Source organism: Bacillus sp. FSL K6-3154, from assembly GCF_040869395.1.
Lineage (GTDB): Bacteria > Bacillota > Bacilli > Bacillales > Bacillaceae > Bacillus > Bacillus safensis.
In genome coordinates, this window is the sequence record NZ_CP152033.1 from 2,805,185 (window position 1) to 2,824,501 (window position 19,317).

The 19,317-nt window shown below is 41.7% G+C and carries 19 protein-coding genes; 15 read left to right on the top strand and 4 right to left on the bottom strand.

All coding sequences use genetic code 11. From position 1 onward, the window contains the following. The first annotated feature begins 96 nt into the window (after positions 1-96). Both MHH61_RS14365 and MHH61_RS14370 read left to right on the top strand, forming a co-directional pair. Positions 97-1,074, top strand: a complete 978-nt coding sequence (locus MHH61_RS14365; RefSeq protein ID WP_107163854.1) for a BMP family protein — start codon at positions 97-99, stop codon at positions 1,072-1,074. Continuing rightward, positions 1,071-2,720, top strand: coding sequence for a methyl-accepting chemotaxis protein (locus tag MHH61_RS14370; protein WP_107163855.1), 1,650 nt, complete (start codon positions 1,071-1,073; stop codon positions 2,718-2,720). Before MHH61_RS14365 ends, MHH61_RS14370 begins: the two co-directional genes overlap by 4 nt. A 47-nt stretch (positions 2,721-2,767) precedes the next feature. Here the strand turns inward: MHH61_RS14370 and MHH61_RS14375 are convergent, their stop codons facing one another. Next, entirely contained in the window at positions 2,768-3,619 is an 852-nt protein-coding gene (locus tag MHH61_RS14375) for a DegV family protein (protein ID WP_064498286.1), read from the bottom strand. Between the two features lie 140 nt (positions 3,620-3,759). Between MHH61_RS14375 and MHH61_RS14380 the strand changes: the two genes are divergently transcribed. Both MHH61_RS14380 and MHH61_RS14385 read left to right on the top strand, forming a co-directional pair. Then, positions 3,760-4,602 carry a YitT family protein gene (locus tag MHH61_RS14380; protein ID WP_039177740.1) on the top strand — a complete coding sequence of 281 codons (843 nt, stop codon included), beginning with the start codon at positions 3,760-3,762 and terminating at the stop codon, positions 4,600-4,602. A gap of 14 nt (positions 4,603-4,616) precedes the next feature. Continuing rightward, the gene (locus tag MHH61_RS14385) at positions 4,617-5,072 is read left to right on the top strand and encodes a BsuPI-related putative proteinase inhibitor (RefSeq protein WP_039177744.1); all 456 of its coding nucleotides are present in this window, start codon (positions 4,617-4,619) and stop codon (positions 5,070-5,072) included. 50 nt (positions 5,073-5,122) lie between these two features. On the opposite strand, the gene MHH61_RS14390 is transcribed toward MHH61_RS14385, so the two are convergent. The 3 genes from MHH61_RS14390 to MHH61_RS14400 all read right to left on the bottom strand — a co-directional run bounded on the left by MHH61_RS14390 (position 5,123) and on the right by MHH61_RS14400 (position 6,361). Beyond that, entirely contained in the window at positions 5,123-5,314 is a 192-nt protein-coding gene (locus tag MHH61_RS14390) for a DUF3813 domain-containing protein (RefSeq protein WP_024425070.1), read from the bottom strand. After that, the gene (locus tag MHH61_RS14395; protein ID WP_024425069.1) at positions 5,311-5,460 is read right to left on the bottom strand and encodes a hypothetical protein; all 150 of its coding nucleotides are present in this window, start codon (positions 5,458-5,460) and stop codon (positions 5,311-5,313) included. The genes MHH61_RS14390 and MHH61_RS14395 overlap by 4 nt, the downstream gene beginning before the upstream one ends. 88 nt (positions 5,461-5,548) lie before the next feature. Next, a complete protein-coding gene (locus MHH61_RS14400) occupies positions 5,549-6,361 on the bottom strand; it encodes a Cof-type HAD-IIB family hydrolase (protein WP_125586513.1) in 813 nt (270 codons plus the stop codon). 138 nt (positions 6,362-6,499) lie between these two features. On the opposite strand from MHH61_RS14400, the gene MHH61_RS14405 reads away from it, so the two are divergent. The 11 genes from MHH61_RS14405 to argF all read left to right on the top strand — a co-directional run bounded on the left by MHH61_RS14405 (position 6,500) and on the right by argF (position 19,264). Then, entirely contained in the window at positions 6,500-7,285 is a 786-nt protein-coding gene (locus MHH61_RS14405; RefSeq protein ID WP_039177751.1) for an alpha/beta fold hydrolase, read from the top strand. Between the two features lie 46 nt (positions 7,286-7,331). After that, positions 7,332-7,640: a metal-sulfur cluster assembly factor gene (locus tag MHH61_RS14410; RefSeq protein WP_024425066.1), complete on the top strand. Its 309-nt coding sequence runs from the start codon at positions 7,332-7,334 to the stop codon at positions 7,638-7,640. 123 nt (positions 7,641-7,763) lie between these two features. Then, positions 7,764-9,209, top strand: a complete 1,446-nt coding sequence (locus MHH61_RS14415) for an FAD-binding oxidoreductase (RefSeq protein ID WP_125586511.1) — start codon at positions 7,764-7,766, stop codon at positions 9,207-9,209. Continuing rightward, complete coding sequence (locus MHH61_RS14420; RefSeq protein WP_039177758.1) at positions 9,206-9,754, top strand: MFS transporter; 549 nt, start codon at positions 9,206-9,208, stop codon at positions 9,752-9,754. The genes MHH61_RS14415 and MHH61_RS14420 overlap by 4 nt, the downstream gene beginning before the upstream one ends. Before the next feature lie 137 nt (positions 9,755-9,891). Then, positions 9,892-10,929: an N-acetyl-gamma-glutamyl-phosphate reductase gene (gene argC / locus MHH61_RS14425; protein WP_047201777.1), complete on the top strand. Its 1,038-nt coding sequence runs from the start codon at positions 9,892-9,894 to the stop codon at positions 10,927-10,929. Between the two features lie 22 nt (positions 10,930-10,951). Next, complete coding sequence (gene argJ, locus MHH61_RS14430; protein ID WP_039177764.1) at positions 10,952-12,172, top strand: bifunctional ornithine acetyltransferase/N-acetylglutamate synthase; 1,221 nt, start codon at positions 10,952-10,954, stop codon at positions 12,170-12,172. Between the two features lie 14 nt (positions 12,173-12,186). After that, entirely contained in the window at positions 12,187-12,963 is a 777-nt protein-coding gene (gene argB / locus MHH61_RS14435; protein ID WP_025093396.1) for an acetylglutamate kinase, read from the top strand. Beyond that, the gene (locus MHH61_RS14440) at positions 12,960-14,111 is read left to right on the top strand and encodes an acetylornithine transaminase (protein WP_034621780.1); all 1,152 of its coding nucleotides are present in this window, start codon (positions 12,960-12,962) and stop codon (positions 14,109-14,111) included. The genes argB and MHH61_RS14440 overlap by 4 nt, the downstream gene beginning before the upstream one ends. A 71-nt stretch (positions 14,112-14,182) precedes the next feature. Further along, the gene (locus MHH61_RS14445) at positions 14,183-15,244 is read left to right on the top strand and encodes a carbamoyl phosphate synthase small subunit (protein WP_024425061.1); all 1,062 of its coding nucleotides are present in this window, start codon (positions 14,183-14,185) and stop codon (positions 15,242-15,244) included. Next, positions 15,237-18,317 carry a carbamoyl phosphate synthase large subunit gene (locus tag MHH61_RS14450; RefSeq protein ID WP_125586509.1) on the top strand — a complete coding sequence of 1,027 codons (3,081 nt, stop codon included), beginning with the start codon at positions 15,237-15,239 and terminating at the stop codon, positions 18,315-18,317. The genes MHH61_RS14445 and MHH61_RS14450 overlap by 8 nt, the downstream gene beginning before the upstream one ends. After that, positions 18,314-19,264 carry an ornithine carbamoyltransferase gene (argF, locus tag MHH61_RS14455; RefSeq protein WP_125586507.1) on the top strand — a complete coding sequence of 317 codons (951 nt, stop codon included), beginning with the start codon at positions 18,314-18,316 and terminating at the stop codon, positions 19,262-19,264. The genes MHH61_RS14450 and argF overlap by 4 nt, the downstream gene beginning before the upstream one ends. The last annotated feature ends 53 nt before the right edge of the window (positions 19,265-19,317 follow it).

The following is a 19,317-nucleotide window of genomic DNA, read 5'->3' on the forward strand; positions in this document are numbered from 1 at the left end:
GAAAAAAGTCATGAAAACCTTCACTATATCATTGAAACAACGCCCCTCAAATCCGATAAAAAAGGAGTAAGGATGATAAAAGGAGTGTGTTTTTGGATGAAAGTGAAGATTTCATTGCTTCTGATGGCAGCCATGCTTATGGTGCTCGCCGCATGCGGTAATCAACAGGAGGGGTCGCCAAAATCAACTGCGAAGCATATTGGCGTTATGCTCACAGATGATGGTCTTGGTGATCAATCATTTAACGATTCATCATTTAAAGGATTAGAAAAAGCACGTGATGAGCTTGGCATTGAATTTGATTATAGAGAAATTGCAGAAACTGATACATATGAAAAAGGGCTGACAGAACTCGTAAAAGATGGTAATGATCTCATTATCGGTGTAGGTTTTAGTATGCAAGAAGACCTAGAAAAAGTCGCAAAGAAATATCCGAAGAAGCAGTTTCTTCTGATCGATGCCGTATCTGAGCTGAAAAATGTGACCTCTGTGACGTTTAAAGAAGAGGAAGGCAGCTATTTAGCAGGTGCACTTGCTGCGATGACAACGAAAAGCGATGTCATTGGATTTGTTGGCGGTGTTGATGCAGACGTCATTCATCGTTTTGAAAAAGGGTTTCAAAAAGGCGCCAAATCAGTCAATCCAAAAATCAAAATCTTATCTACCTATGCCGGTACATTTAGTGATGCAGGTAAGGGCGGTAAAATAGCCAAAGATATGATCAAAAAGAAAGCAGACGTTTTATATGCTGCAGCCGGTTATTCAGGTGTTGGTGTATTAAAAGAAGCGCAATCGCAAGGCAAATATGCCATTGGTGTTGACAGCGATCAGTACTATACTGCGGAAAAAGCTGTGATTTCATCTATGGTGAAAAAAGTCGATGAAGTGGTTTATCAATTCAGCGAACAGGTCGTTAAGAACAATCAAATTAAAAGCGGACATGTTGTCTATGACTTAAGCAATGATGGAATCGATATGGCAAAAATTCGGATCTTAAAAAATGCTGACACACTGACCAATAAATTAAATGGTCTGAAGCAGACGCTTCTAAAAGAAGAGGGGGGCGCATCATGAGTTTACGCGTCAAAATTTTACTCAACTCACTTATCTCACTTCTTTTAGCAGTTGGTGTCATTGCCTTTATCATTGTCAGCATGACAAAGATCCAATCATCAAATGAAGCAGATGTCCAAACCTTATTAAACGTACAAAAAACGAAGGCAAGCTTTGAAAGTGTCGAGCAAGCGATGACCAATTATTCGATGACACTTTCAGATGAACAGCTAGAGATCGTTCAAAACGATATTTCTACAGCAAAAAAACAGCTGCAAACGTTAAACAAGTATGCAGGAAATTTGAACAAAGAGGCATTAACAAGGTTAAATTCAAAATATGACACATGGACCAAAGAAGCAAACAATGCCATTGGTGAAAAAAACGCCTCGGATGCAAGACGTGTGGCAGCAAGAATTGATGGCGTTTTAAACGATGTGCATACGATGAATAAAAGAGCAGAAGAAGCGTATAAACAAAATCTAGAGGATGCAGCAGACAATGTACAATGGATTATTACAAGTGCACTCGTCTCAGCCCTCACACTGATTGTCATTGCCGTCTTTTTGAATATGGGGTTAACGCGATCCATCGTGACACCTATCAAATCACTATCCTACAGAGCAAAGCAGATCGCAGAAGGGAATCTTGCTGTGGAGCGGACAGATATTCAGCGTAAGGATGAAATCGGCGGCTTGAATGAATCCTTTAATCAAATGACAGATCAGTTGATTAGTTTGATTAAAGAAATTAGCCATGTCTCAAGCCGAGTAGAGACATTCTCGATCCACCTGAATGATGAAAATAAAAAGATGATGGAATCTGCCAATCAAGTATCTGTCTCAACAGACGAAATGGCCAATGGGTCACAAGCGATTTCAGAAGATCTCCAGCATGGCGTCAGCTTGATTGAGAAAATGGACCAGCATGGACGTAAAAATTCCGAACGCTCACAAACGGTCATCCGCAGTACAGAGGATGCCATCGAAGCCGTAGAAAGCGGAAAGCACACGTTAACAGAAACAAAATCAGCGATTGAAAAAAATACACATGCCACGAGACAAATCGAAGAATCAGCAGGAGAATTCACGCAATACGCCAGCGGAATCTCGGCCATGGCCAAAACGGTTTCTGACATTGCGGATCAAACAAACTTACTTTCCTTAAACGCAGCCATTGAAGCGGCAAGGGCAGGCGAAGCTGGAAAAGGCTTTGCCGTTGTAGCAGATGAAATTCGCAAGCTTGCCGATGAATCGTCAAATGCAACAAGACAAATTTTTGACATGGTCAGTCATATTGAAAGAGGGATTCAATCCATTAGTCAAACGGTTCAAGAAGGGGTCAAGCTTTCACTTCAGCAGCAGGATGCGATGGACAAAACCTCACACTCCTTTGAAGATATAGAAACAAAAGCGCAGCATATTAAACAAGAAATGGCGGTCTTAAATGACCAAATTATCCAATCAACAGAACTTGGCGGACAAGTACTGCACTCGATTGAAAATATTAGTGCAGTAGTAGAAGAAACAGCAGCTGGCAGCGAAGAAATTTCTGCCTCAGCCAATGAACAGCTGCAATCGTTCCATCAAATGAACAAACAAGTCGAAGAATTGATGAGTATGACGGCAAGGTTAAATGAAACTGTCCAGCGATTTAAACTTTCATAAGAAAAGCACCCTTCCCGTGTTGTATCAGGGAAGGGTGCTTTTTATGATCATTTGCCTGTAAAAAAGATCGCAAGCGTGCTAGGTCCTGAATGGGACCCCACAGCGGCGCCGATGATATGAACATCAATTTCTTTAGGATGAAATTCGTCTTCAATCAGTTGTTTCATGTCTTCTGCAAGTGCAGGATCATCACCATGACTAATGCCAACCGTTTGATTAGGCCAATCCGTTCCGCGTTCTTTCATTAGTTCAATAATACGTTTCAGCAGCTTTTTACGTCCGCGGATTTTTTCTAGTGGGATGAGTTTTCCATCTTCGACATGTAAAATGGGTTTAATGCTTAACAAACCGCCAACAAATGCGGACGCTTTACTGATCCTTCCGCCTCTTGCTAAATACGTTAAATCGTCTACAGTAAAAATATGTTGTAAAGATTCACAAAAATGCTTTACAGACGTTTCAATTTCTTGTATTGTATTTCCGTCAATGGCAAGTGATTGAGCGTGTTTGACAGCAAGCCCATAGCCGAGTGAAGCGCATTTAGAATCAATGATTCGTAAATCAAAATCAGGATATTCTTCCTTCACTTCATTTGCCATCATCACAGCTGTCTGATATGTACCTGAAAGCTCTGATGAAAAAGCGACATAGATGGCAGATGTATGGGTTTGAGCGGCAGAAACAAAGGCTTCCTTGATCCGGTTTGGTGAAGCCTGTGACGTTTTTGGACTGGCTCCTTGTCTCATCGCATCAAATACTTGTTTTGGTTCAATGGTGATCAAATCCTCAAATTCCTGCTCGCCAAGCAACACGCGGAGCGGAATGAGTGTTATGTTATGTTCATCATAATAAGAAAGAGGCAGATCAGCAGCACTGTCTGCTATGATATGAACAGTCATATAAATCCCTTCTTTCTAAAAAAATAAGCCATATTTTACATCTTTTTAGCCTAACTATATCATAGAAATCATCTTTTCGTGTTCAAATTCTAAATTTTAGGGAAAACCATAGAGAGAATGGTAAGTGGAGGAATGACAACATGTTCATTGGAGAAGCAAAAAAACTCATTGTCGTCGTAATTGGTGCATTACTCAATGCGATTGGACTGAATTTATTCTTAATCCCAGCTGACGTATATGCGAGCGGTTTTACAGGGGTAGCCCAGCTGCTATCCAGCTTAATCGATCAATATGCGCCATTTTATGTATCAACAGGGATTCTATTATTTATTTTAAACATTCCAGTCGGCATTTTAGGCTGGATGAAAGTTGGCCGTTCCTTTACTTTGTACAGCATCATCAGTGTTGCACTGACAACCATTTTCCTTGGCGTTTTACCAGAAACGAGTGTTTCCCATGATATTTTATTAAATGCTGTGTTTGGCGGTGTCATATCCGCAGTAGGAATTGGGATCACGCTCAAATACGGGGCATCGACAGGCGGACTCGACATCGTTGCTATGGTATTAGCGAAATGGAAAGACAAACCAGTTGGCACGTATTTCTTCATTTTAAATGGAATCATCATTTTTACAGCAGGATTATTACAAGGTTGGGAGAAAGCATTATATACGCTTGTCACATTATATGTGACCACAAGGGTCATTGATGCCATCCATACAAGACATGAGAAGCTGACCGCGATGATTGTGACGAAAAAAGCAGATGAAATCAAAGAAGCCATTTACGGAAAAATGGTCAGAGGTATTACGACTGTACCTGCAAAAGGCGCATTCACCAACGAGCAAAAGGAAATGATGGTGATCGTCATTACAAGGTATGAGCTGTATGAACTTGAACAAATTATTAAAGAAGTCGATCCAAAAGCCTTTACAAATATTGTGCAGACAACCAATATTCTTGGATTTTTCAGACGAGATTAAAAGGTGGGTAGCAGATGAAAAAAGGGTTGGTACTTCTTCTCATTCTATTGTTTTTAGCCGCTTGTGGACAACAAAAAAAGGATGAACCAGACAAGGAGGTTTCCGGTCAAATGGGAGAAAAAACGGTTGTACTCACAGTAGACCCCGTCCAGAAAGGTTCTTCAGTTCAATTTAACATGTCACTGAAAAATGAATCAGATCGAGATATTGAATTTACCTTTAACACAAGCCAAAAATTCGAGCTCAGTGTGTATGACGAAAACGGGAACGAACAATATCGCTATTCGAAAGACCGTATGTTCACACAGGCCATCCAAACTTTTGTGCTGAAAAAAGGCGAGGCCTATGATTTTCAAGACACGTGGTCAAACGGTGTAAAGCCCGGAACATACGAAGCGGTTGTAACGTTTAAAGGAAAAGCAGAAGGGCTGAAACAAATCACGGAGAAGAAAACATTCCAAGTCAAATAAGCATGGGAATTAGAAAAAGCTGTCCATCAAATGTGGACAGCTTTTTTATGTCAGAGATCATCAAGCAAGTCTTGGAAGGTATGCAGCTGGTTTCTTTCTGCATCTGTTGAATTGGCAAATGCAGAGGATACGGCATTTTTCGCTCGTTTGACTGCCTGTTGACGCTCTAACCCAGATGAAAATGAAGAAGTAAGAGCTTCTTCAGTAAATGATTTGGCTTGATCAAAAAGTTCGTTTCTCACAATGAACCTCCAGAAGCATCAGTCTTCATATTTCCTCTGTCTGACGCTTCTTCAAGTGTCGAACGGTAAGGAAAACGTGCGTCATGAAGACTGACTGAATCTTTACCTTGTTGTATAAAGCGTTTCGATTTGCTTCTTTTACCCATTCGGAATCCGCCCCTTTACACAAGCTGACAGGACAACCTGTCTAACGGTAGTATGCCCGCTTCCATCTGCTATGTATGAATGGAAAAATTAAAGCGAGAAGTAATTCGTTAGAAACTTAGCAATCCCGTCTTGTTCATTCGTATCAGTGACTTTATTTGAGACACGTTTCACGGCATCAATTCCGTTGCCCATTGCCACACCACATCCAGCAAATTCAAGCATTTCTAAATCATTGTCTTCATCTCCGAATGCCACAATCCGCTCCTTAGGAACACCGTAATAATCACTGATCTTTTGCAATCCAACAGCTTTATTCATGCCAGTTTTAATGATTTCAATCACGTGCCACGGGGCAGCCCAGCGTCTGTGATCAATCACTTCTGCATGAACATCTGATAAATAGCTTCGAATAGCTCCGACGTCCTCTTCTTTTGCATGAATTAACACGCTCGTCACATTTTCTCCAAGGTTGTCCCTTAGGTCTCCAACAGTGACTTTGTTTGCATTCATATTAAAGATATCAATGAGTTTTTCATCATGATAATGGAAATACAAATCGTCTAACACTTCAGCTAACACATTGTGCACTTTATACTCTTCACTAATGTCTACAAGCTGTTTGACCACTTGAAGATCAAGTGACGTATGAAATCTGCCCCATTTCTCATCAAGAGGATGATGGACAAACGCTCCGTTAAAATTCACAATGGGTGAATCAAGCTGTAATTGCTGATAATAAGGAGAGCTGGATCGAAATGGCCGGCCTGTTGATATACAGACGTGATGACCGCTGTCTCTCACTTTTTGAATGACGTCAAGTGTGTGCGCAGAAATGGTTTTATCATCTTTTAATAATGTGCCATCCAGGTCAAGTGCGATTAGATAAGGTTTAGTCTCCATAAAATCTCCTTTGATCTGTAAGTGATAGGAGGCAATTTCATGTTAGCGCCTCTATCTATAGTGTATCTTTATCACATCTTTGTTGTCTACATGTTAAAATAAACAAAGACGGGAATGATAAAGGAGGATTCATAGGCTGTGATCACCATTGATGAGCAAATTACGCGCGATATTCCATTTTTACATATCGTAAAAGCTGAAAATAAAGACAAACCGCTGCCGCTTGTATTTTTTATTCACGGATTTACAAGTGCACGAGAGCATAATTTACACTTCGCCTTCCATCTGGCGGAAAAAGGCATGAGAGTCATTTTGCCTGACTGTGCTTATCATGGTGTAAGATCAGAAAACCTCAACTTAGAGGAACTGGCATCAAAGTTCTGGGAAATTGTCCTGAACGAAATTCGTGAAATCGATATACTCAAAACATACTTTCAAGAAAAACAATTGATTGAAGCCGATTTGATAGGCGTTGCAGGTACTTCCATGGGCGGCATCACCACCTTTGGCGCACTTGCCAAGCATGATTGGATCAAAGCCGCTGTCAGCTTGATGGGGAGTCCGAACTATACGACGTTTCTAAAAGCACAGATCATGGACATGCGTCACAAAGGGTTGATGAAAGACATTACAGACGAAGAGGTTCATCTGCAATTAGACGCCCTGCGCCCATATGATTTAACGCTGCAAACGGATCGATTAAACAAAAGACCGCTGTTATTCTGGCATGCAGAAAATGATCCTGTAGTCCCTTACCGGCACGCAAAATCCCTATACGATGAGTTAGCGTCCACACAATATAAGCAGGATCCGCACCTGATTCGCTTTATCACTGATGGACAAGCTGGCCATAAGGTCTCAAGACAAGCGATGTTTGAAACGATTGACTGGTTTGTGACTCATCTGAAAAGCACAAACGTTTAGTCATAAGAAAAAGTACGTTATACTAATGGAAAAAGGAGTGGATATCATGGATGAAGCATTGAAAGAAAATATTTTAGGTGCCCTAGAACAGGTGATTGACCCTGAGCTGAATGTTGACATCGTCAACCTTGGACTTGTCTATGATGTCGATCTTGATGAGAATGGAAAAGCGGATATCACCATGACCTTAACATCAATGGGTTGTCCTCTTGCACCAATTATCGTGGATGAAGTCAAAAAAGCATTAAGTGATCTTCCAGAAGTAAAAGAAACAGAAGTTCACATCGTATGGAATCCGCCTTGGACACGAGACAAAATGTCAAGATACGCAAAAATCGCGCTCGGTATTCAATAAGCACAAAATGAAAAATGCCTGGTATGAGATAAACTCATGCCAGGTTTTTTTATGAAAAATTAAGGTGGAGGAAGAGAATGGCTTGATATAATGGATGTAATTTTATAGAACGGAGTACCTATTATGAAACGAAAATGGCTATGGGTCGTTCTTTTGATCGTATATGCTACTGCATTTTTTGTATCAATCACTATACGAGAAGGCCAAACACACAAAAAACAGGATCTTGAGGCTTTTACTGATGTTAGTCATCTCATGCCTGTCAAAATCAAAAAAGTTGTTCAAGGGAAAGAAATAGACACGTTAAAAGAAGTATTGAAAGAAGCAAAAGCAAAACACCTGCCGATTTCTATTGCCGGTAAACAGCATAGTATGGGCGGCCACACATATTATGAAAACGGCATCGTGCTCGATATGACGGAATTCCGCCAGATTTTAGCGTTTGATCCTAAAAAGAAAACGATTCGGGTTCAAAGCGGTGCTACATGGGATGATATACAAAAATATGTGAATCCATATGGTCTTGCTGTGAAGGTAATGCAATCGCAGAATATCTTTACAATTGGCGGATCTTTAAGTGCAAACGCACATGGACGTGACATTCGTTACGGGTCACTCATTGACACAGTTCGCTCATTCAGGCTGTTAAAAGCAGACGGTGAGATTGTCACAGTAAAGCCAGGCGATGATTTATTTACTGCCGTCATTGGGGGATACGGTTTATTCGGCGTCATTTTAGATGTGGAGCTTTCTTTAACAAAAGATGAACTATATAAAATGGAGACAACCTCTCTCGATTACGATGAGTATACGGATTATTTTCAAAAGCATGTCAAACACAATAAAGAAGTACGCATGCATCTTGCCAGAATCTCAACAGCGAAATCAAACTTTTTGAAAGAGATGTATGTGACGAATTATTCACTCACTTCACAACAAGGGATCGCATCATATCAAGAGCTGAAAGAAGACCAACTCGTCATGCCTTTGAAATTTATGCTCGGCCTTTCAAGAAGATTTGATATGGGAAAAGATCTGCTCTGGAATTTGCAAAAAAAGTATTTCTTAAGTCAAAATGATCAGCTGATCACAAGAAACAATGTGATGCGTTCTGACTCTGCCTTTTTAGAATATGAAAATGAATCTGACACAGATGTGCTGCAGGAATATTTCGTCCCAGTTGACCGTTTTCGTGCGTACATTGATGACATGAGATCCTTTTTACAACAAGAAGATTTGAATCTAATGAATATCACAATACGTTATGTACAAAAAAATGAAAAAGCGGATCTCTCCTATGCGAAACAAGATATGTTTGCACTTGTGCTTTTAGTGAATTACGGGTTCGAAAAAGAAGAGAAGGCGGAAGCCGAGCGAATCATTCGAAAAATGACAGATATCACGCTGCAGCACGATGGAAGCTATTACTTACCGTATATGCCTTATCAAACGAAAGCGCAAATGAAGCGGGCGTATCCTAAAACCGATGTATTCTTCCAAAAGAAAAAACAAGCAGATCCAGATGGCACGTTCACCAACTACTTTTATGAGAGGTACAATACACAATGAATGCAAAAGCAATGAAATGGTTCGTTTACTCACAAAGTCTGCTGTTTTTCGCCAGCAGTTTGATTTTCCCTTTTTACATTCTTTTTATTAAAAATGTTGGGTCAAGCTATTCACAGTTTGGTCTTGCCTACGGCCTGTTTGGTTTAAGCGGAGCATTTATTCATTTACTCTTAGGGAAACTGCCCGAAACCACCGACAGGCGGCTCTTTTTAATCATTCATTCGTTCGGTATGGCGTTTCTTTTGCTGCTTTTTCCGCATATAACAGAAGTGGAGCAAGTGTATATGATTCAGCTGGCACTTGGTGCGCTTGGCGGCTTTCAAAAGCACGGAGAGAAACTGCTCGTCACGGACCTCACAACAGAGAACAAAAGAATGAAAGAAGTCGGTCACTATCATTTTTGGACAGCCCTTTTTTCATCCATCGCTATTATGCTTGGAGGTCTGTTCGCTGATTTCTTTACCGTTTACTTCATTTTTTATGCAAGCTCTATATTATATTTATGCAGTGCGCTCATGGTCATCTATATCAAAAACGAAAGATAAATCCGCATGTCTCGTGAAGATATGCGGTTTTTTTGTTGAAAAAAAATGAAAACAAATATTAAATATACAATTGAATTAATTTTTATACATGTTATAATGTTAAATAATTTCACAAAGATCAAGAGGGTGTATTGACGTTGAAAATAGGTATTATAGGTGCTACAGGGTACGGTGGTGCGGAATTGGTTCGTATCTTCAAGCATCACCCGCATGTGGAGGAATGTATATTGTATTCATCAAGTGGTGATGGGCAATCATACAGTCAATCTTATCCACATCTAACAACGATTACTGACCAAACATTAAAAGCCATTGACCCGGCTGCTATTGTGCAAGAGACAGATGCTGTGTTTTTAGCGACTCCAGCAGGCGTATCAAGTGAACTGACGCCAAAGCTTATGAATCAAGGAGTGCCGATCATTGATTTATCAGGTGATTTGCGCATTCAAGATGGAGCCACCTATGAAGCTTGGTATAAACGAAGGGCAGCGGATGAAGCATCTGTTCAACAAGCGGTGTACGGTTTATCCGAACTGAATCGTGACAAAATTCAACAAGCTGAAGTGATTGCCAATCCGGGCTGCTTTCCTACCGCAGTTCTTCTCGGTTTAGCACCACTCATCAAACAGAATGTCATCGATGAATCTATGATTATAATAGATGCAAAAACAGGGGTGTCCGGTGCCGGACGATCTGCCTCACTTGGAACGCATTTTTCAGAACTAAACGATAACTTTAAAATTTATAAGGTGAATGAGCATCAGCATACGCCAGAAATAGAGCAAATATTAAGAGAATGGAATCCGCAGACGGCGAACGTCACATTTTCTACGCATCTTGTCCCGATGACAAGAGGGATTATGGCGACGATGTATACACAATTAAAAACCGATGTCACAAAAGAAGAATTGATGAAGCGAATGAAAGGCTTTTATGAAGATTCCTATTTTGTCAGAGTGAGAGATCACGGCGTTTATCCACAAACGAAAGAAGTATATGGCAGTAACTTCTGTGACATTGGCTTTCATTTAGATGAGCGAACAGGGAGACTTACAATCGTGTCGGTCATAGACAATCTCATGAAAGGCGCGGCCGGCCAAGCGGTTCAAAACTTCAACATCATCAAAGGCTTACATGAAGAGGCGGGCCTCACAATGACACCTCTTTATCCATAAGAGAACAGGGGAGACAACAAACATGATCGAATTGAATGAAAAAAGCATTGTCAAAATAGACGGTGACGTATCATCACCAAAAGGCTTTGAAGCGAAGGGGATTCACATTGGCTTGCGCTATTCAAAAAAAGACCTTGGCCTCATCGTCAGCGAAGTACCAGCAGCAAGTGCAGCGGTCTACACACAAAGTCATTTTCAAGCTGCGCCTCTCAAAGTCACACAACAAAGCTTAAAAAAGACAGGACAATTAAAAGGTGTCATTGTCAATAGTGCCATCGCCAATGCATGTACTGGTGAGCAGGGATTAAAAGACGCGTACGACATGCAGGCAGCCTGTGCAGATATGTTAGGTGTAGCACCTGATTACATCGCTGTTTCTTCTACTGGTGTCATTGGGGAATGTCTGGAGATGGATAAAATCAAAAAGGGCATCGCCGAGTTAAAAGAAGCAAAAGCCGAAAAAGGCCATTTTGAAGAAGCGATCTTAACGACAGATACTGTCATTAAAAATACAACATACACCCTTACGATAGACGGAAAAGAGATCATCATTTCAGGCGCAGCAAAAGGCTCTGGCATGATTCACCCGAACATGGCCACAATGCTTGGCTTTGTCACAACAGATGCAAATGTCGAACAGGAAGCGTTACAGCAAGCGCTTCGTGACATTACAGATGTGACCTTTAATCAAATTACCGTCGATGGAGAAACGTCGACAAACGATATGGTGCTCGTGATGGCAAATGGCATGGCAGAAAACGATGTACTCAATGAAGAGCATCCAGAATGGCCTTTGTTTAAAGAAGGATTAAAACTAGCTTGTGAGGATTTAGCCAAAGAGATTGCGAGAGATGGAGAAGGTGCAACGAAATTAATTGAAGCGAAAGTCGCTGGTGCTAAAAATAATTTGGAAGCCGGCATCATTGCGAAAAAAATCGTTGGTTCAAGTCTTGTCAAAACCGCCGTATATGGTACGGATGCTAACTGGGGTCGAATCGTTGGAGCCATTGGTCATAGCGCAGCTTCCGTCACTCCGGAAGAGGTAGAAGTTTATTTAGGCGGACAATGTTTATTCAAACACAATGAACCGCAGCCATTCTCAGAAGAGGAAGCAAAAGCATATCTAGAGCAGGATGAGATTACGATTTTCATTCAAATGAGTGAGGGAAATGGTGAAGCAGCAGCATGGGGCTGTGATCTTACCTATGATTATGTGAAAATTAACGCGAGCTATCGCACATAAAGAAGGAGATAGACATGAATAAAACGATCGTGTTCAAGTGTGGAGGCAGTGTCATTCGAGAACTTTCAGATACATTTTATGAAAATGTCCGCTCACTTCAAGCTGCTGGATTTAAGCTGGCTATCGTGCATGGCGGAGGACCTGAAATCACCGACATGCTGCAAAAATTAGAAGTGAAAACAGAATTTGTTGACGGTCAGCGTAAAACAACGAAGCCTGTGCTAGAGGTAGCCGAAATGGTTCTCTCAGGAACAGTCAATAAATACTTTGTGTCAGAGCTCGCAAAGCATGATATATCATCTGTCGGCGTATCCGGTAAAGATGGGCAGATGCTTGTCGCCGATTTCCTTGATCAAGACGTTTACGGGTACGTTGGTGAAATCAAAGAAGTTCATCCAGAAATGGCAGAAGCACTCATGGAGAAACAATTCATTCCTGTGATTGCGCCGCTGTCTATGACGGAAGAATGCCAAACCTTAAATGTGAATGCTGATTTAGCTGCATCAGCTGTCGCCGGAGCTATGAAAGCTGATAAGCTCATGTTTGTCACAGATGTTGAAGGCATTTTAAAAAATGGTGAACTATTAGATGTCGTCACAGAACAAGAAGCCCTTTCACTCATTGATGAAGGCATTATTTCCGGGGGAATGATTCCAAAAGTACAATCCGCTTTGAGTGCTTTATCAGGTGATGTAGATGAAGTGATGATCGTAAATGGCAAAGGCAGTATCTTTACAGGAGAAACCTTTAAAGGAACAAGAATCGTGAAACAAAAGGAGGCGGTCCTGTGAGTCATCTTTTTCAAAACTATGGACGGTGGAATGTTGAAATTAAAGAGGCAGCAGGTTCTTGGGCAATCGATACAAATGGAAAAAAATATTTAGACTTTATACAAGGCATTGCTGTTACAAATTTAGGTCACAATCACCCAAAGGTCAATCAAGCCATTAAGGAACAGCTTGACCACGTCTGGCATGTATCGAATCTATTTGAAAATGGACTGCAAGAAAAAGCAGCAGAAAAGCTGGCAGCAAACAGTTCAGGGGATCTCGTGTTTTTCTGTAATAGCGGGGCAGAGGCAAATGAAGGTGCCATTAAATTAGCACGTAAAGCGACTGGGAAAACAAATATCGTCACATTTTTGCACTCTTTCCATGGGCGCACGTATGCTGGTATGGCTGCCACAGGTCAAGATAAAATCAAAACTGGCTTTGGCCCTATGCTAGAAGGCTTTCACTACGTACCGTTTAATGATCCAGACGCTATGTCAGCCTGTGCAGTCGATGATGTGGCAGCGGTGATGCTGGAGGTTGTGCAAGGTGAAGGTGGAGTGAATCCAGCGACACCAGCATTTCTTGAAGCCGTTCAAGCATTTTGCAAAAAGCATGAAGCACTGCTGATTGTAGATGAAATTCAAACAGGCATCGGTCGTACAGGAACAGCATTTGCGTACGAAGAGACGTGTCTTGACCCTGATATTATCTCAGCAGCAAAAGGGTTAGGGAACGGCTTTCCAGTTGGTGCAGTCATAGGGAAAAAAGCTCTAGGAGATGCATTCTCTCCAGGTTCACATGGTACAACATTTGGTGGGAATATGCTCGCCATGGCCGCTGTGAATGCGACACTCGATGTCATTTTCAAAGAAGAGTTTCTTTCAGAAGTGAAAGAAAAGGGTGATTACCTGTTAGAAAAGCTGCAAAATGTCAAACAGCTGAATATCGTAAAAGAAGTGCGGGGAAAAGGATTGATGGCAGGTATTGAATGTGATCAGCCAGTCGCCGGCTATATCACAGCTCTTAGAGAACAAGGGCTGCTGGTGCTTCCAGCTGGTCCGAATGTCATTCGTTTATTACCTCCGCTGAATGTGAAGAAAGCAGAGCTGGATCAAGCGATCGAAGCAATTGTTCAAGTATTAGCCAATAAAACAGTTTCGGTGTAAATTTTTTTACAAACGAACGTATAAAAATACATTTGTATCATTAATTATTCAATTTTTGGGGTGACATAAGCATGAAAGGTTATTTAAATTTAGAAGATGGAGCCTCTTTTGAAGGAGATCTGACAGGAGAAGCTGGCATCACAGGTGAAGTGGTCTTTTTTACAGGTATGACAGGTTATCAAGAGGTGCTCACAGATCCTTCCTATAAAGGTCAGATCATTGTTTTCACATATCCGCTGATCGGAAATTACGGCATTAACCATGAAGACTTTGAGAGCAAGAAGCCTCAAGTAAAAGCGGTGGTTGTGTACGAGGCAGCAGAGCATTTTTCACATCATCTTGCAGCGGTCAGCTTAAAAGATTATTTACAAAAGTGGAATATCCCGCTTCTGACACATACAGATACGCGCGCAGTCGTGCAAAACATCCGGGCAAATGGAACGATGAACGCTGTGCTCAGTGTAGACGAAAACGAAACACCGCCTGCAATGAAACAAGACAATGTCGTCGCACAGGTGACAGATAGTGAGATTTACACACAAGGCAGCGGTGAAGAACATGTGGCGCTCATTGATTTTGGCTTTAAAAAATCAATTGCAGATTCGCTTGCAGCACGCGGCTGTAAAGTAACCGTCATTCCATATAAACAAATGGAAAAGGTATTTGAGATTAAGCCGGATGCTATCCTGCTCTCAAACGGACCTGGAGACCCGAAAACCATGACACCGTATTTAAAAACAATTCATGACATTATGATGTCATTTCCGACACTTGGGATCTGCCTAGGTCACCAATTAATCGCTCTTGCACTTGGCGGAGATACGTATAAGCTGCCATTTGGCCACAGGGGAGCAAATCATCCTGTCCAGGATACAGAATCCAAACGTGTCTTTATGACAAGTCAGAACCATAGCTATGTTGTGAATGAAAAAAGCATGAATGACAAAGAAGTGGACGTGAAATTCCTTCATGTCAATGATGGATCTGTAGAAGGATTCATTCATAAAGAAAAGCTGATTATGTCAGTTCAATTTCATCCAGAAGCACACCCAGGGCCTGCTGAAAGTGAATGGGTATTCGATGATTTTATTGAGAAAGTGAAACAAGCAAGGAGAGAAGTCGCACATGCCTAAAGATCAAAGCATACAAACCATTCTAGTCATCGGGTCTGGTCCAATCATCATTGGTCAGGCAGCAGAATTTGATTACTCAGGAACACAAGGATGTATGGCCTTAAAAGAAGAAGGCTACAAAGTCATCTTAGTGAATAATAACCCAGCAACCATTATGACAGACGAGTCATTTGCTGATGAAATCTATTTTGAACCGCTTTCAGTTGATTCAGTGACAAGAATCATTGAAAAGGAAAAACCAGATGGTCTTTTAGCCAACCTTGGCGGACAGACGGCTTTAAACCTTGCTGTCGAGCTGGAAAAAGCCGGTGTGCTGAAAAAGCATGGGGTGACCCTGCTCGGAACGTCAGTTGAAACCATTGAAAACGGTGAAGATCGAGAGAAATTCCGTGCTCTCATGAAGCATTTGAACGAACCTGTGCCAGATAGTGAAATTGTGGATAATGCGGAAGATGCTCTTCAATTTGCAAAAGAAGTCGGCTTCCCAGTTATCCTAAGACCAGCATACACACTTGGCGGTAAAGGCGGCGGAATCGCTCTAACAGAAGAGGCGTTTAAGCCGCTCATTGAAGGAGCTCTTTTAGCGAGTCCAATTCACCAGTGTTTAGTTGAAAAAAGCATAGCTGGCTTTAAAGAAGTCGAATATGAGGTCATGAGAGACCGTCAAAATACGTGTATCACGGTATGCAACATGGAAAATATCGATCCAGTTGGTGTGCATACAGGAGACTCGATTGTCGTTGCACCTTCCCAAACATTAACAGATCAGGATTACCAAATGCTCCGTTCTGCAAGCCTGAAAATCATTTCAGCGCTGGATGTAGTCGGCGGCTGCAACATCCAATTTGCCCTTGATCCACTCAGTAAAGAATACTTTGTCATTGAGGTGAATCCTCGGGTCAGCCGTTCTTCCGCTCTTGCATCAAAAGCAACAGGCTATCCGATTGCGAAAATGGCAGCTAAGCTTGCGGTGGGTTATACGCTAGACGAATTGAAAAACCCGCTCACAGGCACAACCTATGCTAGTTTTGAGCCGGCACTCGATTATGTTGTCGTGAAATTCCCGCGCTGGCCGTTTGATAAATTTAAACAGGCAGATCGTCAATTAGGCACAAAAATGAAGGCCACTGGCGAAGTCATGGCGATTGATCGGAATTTAGAGTCAGCCATTCAAAAAGCAGTTGCATCACTTGAAATTAAAACGAAGGGCTTCCACCTTCCAGAACTGAAAGAGCAATCGACAGAACAATTATTTGAACTCATCAAAACACCAGACGATCGCCGGTTTTTCGCTGTTATGGAGCTTCTTTCAAGACAAGAAACGGTTGAAACGATTCATCAAACGACGAAAATTGATCGATTCTTCTTACATGTGTTCCAGAATATGATTACGCTCGAACAAGAATTGAAAGATCATAAGGGGACGTTATCAAAAGATACCTTGAAAAAGGTAAAGGAAAAGGGTTTCCTTGATGAAACGATTGCTCTTCTTACGGGTTACACGGAAGAGTCAATCAGGCAGCTTCGTCAAGAATACGGCATTGCTGCTTCATTTAAAATTGTTGACACATGTGCGGCGGAATTTGATGCAAAAACGAATTACTTCTATTCCACCTACTTCGGCAAAAGCGATGGTGAACATCAAGAAAAAACAAAGCAGCGTGCACTCATCATTGGCTCTGGTCCGATCCGAATCGGGCAGGGGGTCGAGTTTGATTACAGTGCCGTTCATGGCGTTCTGACCTTGCAAAAGCTTGGATTTGAAACCATCATGATGAACAACAATCCAGAAACAGTCAGTACTGATTATGAGATTGCCGATCGTTTATATTTTGAGCCGATTACATTAGAGCACATCCTAAACGTTGTGGAAGCAGAACAGATTGATTTTGTCATTGTCCAATTTGGCGGACAGACTGCGATTAACGTCGCAGAAGGATTGGAAAAAGCCGGTGTCACGTTGTTAGGTACGTCCTTTGATACGCTGGATGCACTTGAAGACCGTGATTTATTCTATCAGCTTCTTGATGAACTGAATCTTCCTCACGCAAAAGGAGATACGGCTCATTCAAAAGAAGAAGCACTCGTACATGCGAAAAGCATCGGTTACCCTGTATTAATTCGCCCATCGTATGTCATTGGCGGAATGGGAATGATCGTTGTTCAGTCAGAAGCACATTTGGCGTCACTGCTTGATCAGCCAGATCATTTACCATACCCAATCTTAATTGATGAGTACGTCACAGGAAAAGAAATTGAAGTCGATCTTATTTCTGACGGGAAAAAGGCCTTCATTCCAACCATCGTAGAACATATTGAGAAAGCGGGCGTGCACTCAGGTGACAGCTTTGCCATTTTACCAAGTATCTCAATCAGTGAAGACATCAAACAGCAGGTGTATACCGCGTCTGAACAAATAGCGAAGAAATTAGCGTTCAAGGGCATTATGAATATCCAATTTGTCATCAAAGGGGATCAGGCGCTTGTATTAGAAGTGAATCCGAGGGCAAGCCGGACTGTACCAGTCGTCAGTAAGGTAATGGGCATTGATATGATCCCAATGGCCACTCAATTATTAGCTGGTGCATCGCTTGAAAAACTAAACCCTGCAACGAAAAACAAAGGGGGGACAGCGGTCAAATTCCCAGTGTTCTCATCACATGCCATTCAAGATATCGACCTCAAGCTGACACCTGAAATGAAAGCGACAGGAGAAGGAATGTGTGTAGGCAAGAACGCCGAAAGCGCCTTGAAAAAAGTGTTTGCGCCGATCTGGAAGCAAAAAGGAAGCCTCTTTATACAAGGCAGCGATCAATTGATAGATGAAGCGAAGCATGCAGGCTTTGACGTCTGGACTGGCAGCTTTGAATCTTGGCTGCAGAATGAAGATAAATCCCTTCATATTCATTTAGGAGAAGATGAAGAGGCAAAAGAGCAGCGTGTAAAAGCACTCACACACGGCGTTCAAGTCCTAACCGAATATGAAACAGTTCAAGCATTCCTGCAAGGGAAAAATGGAGATGTATCACCAGTATCGCTCCATGAATTATATAAAAAGGAAGTGACGGCATGAGTCAAGTCGACGTGCAACCGGCATTATACGGAAAAGACTTTTTATCATTAAAAGATTTCTCAATCCATGAGATTGCTTATTTAATTGAAAAAGCGGAAGAAATGAAACAAAACCCATATCAAGATTTATTCAAAGGAAAAACGTTAGCGATGATCTTTGAAAAATCTTCAACTAGAACCCGTGTCTCGTTTGAAGCGGGGATGACGCAGCTAGGAGGACATGCGCTCTTCCTCAGCTCAAATGATTTGCAAATTGGCAGAGGAGAAACCATCAGTGATACAGCGCAGGTGCTGTCTGGTTATGTCGACGGTATTATGATTCGAACCTTTGAGCATGAGAAGGTTGAAGAGCTTGCACAATACGCGTCAATTCCAGTCATTAATGGATTAACGGACTACTCACATCCATGTCAGGCGCTTGCTGATTTATTAACCATTAAAGAAACAAAAGGTACTTTAAAAGGAATCAAAGTGGCCTATATCGGTGACGGAAATAACGTGGCGCACTCCTTGATGGTCGGCTGTGCGCAGCTAGGCTGTGACATTGCGGTTGCATCACCAAAAGGCTATGAACCGCTTCAAGAAGTAACAAACACTGCCCGTGAGTTTGCAAAACAATCAGGCGCAGAAGTGACCGTGACAACAGATCCTGTTGCAGCTGTAAAAGATGCAGATGTTATTTATTCAGATGTGTTTACAAGCATGGGACAGGAAGCAGAAACTGAGAAACGTCTTGCTGAATTTAAAGAATATCAAGTCAATGACGAACTGATGAGTCATGCAGCAAAGGACTATATTTTCCTTCATTGTCTCCCGGCACATCGCGGGGAAGAAGTGACGGCAGATATTATTGACGGGCCGCAATCAAAAGTATTTCAACAGGCAGAAAACCGCCTACATGTGCAAAAAGCGTTAATGAAAGAACTTATGTATCAACCATCCAAATAAATCCAAGTGTCCCTGACTCGTATGAGCAGGGACTTTTTGCATAAAGGATTGGA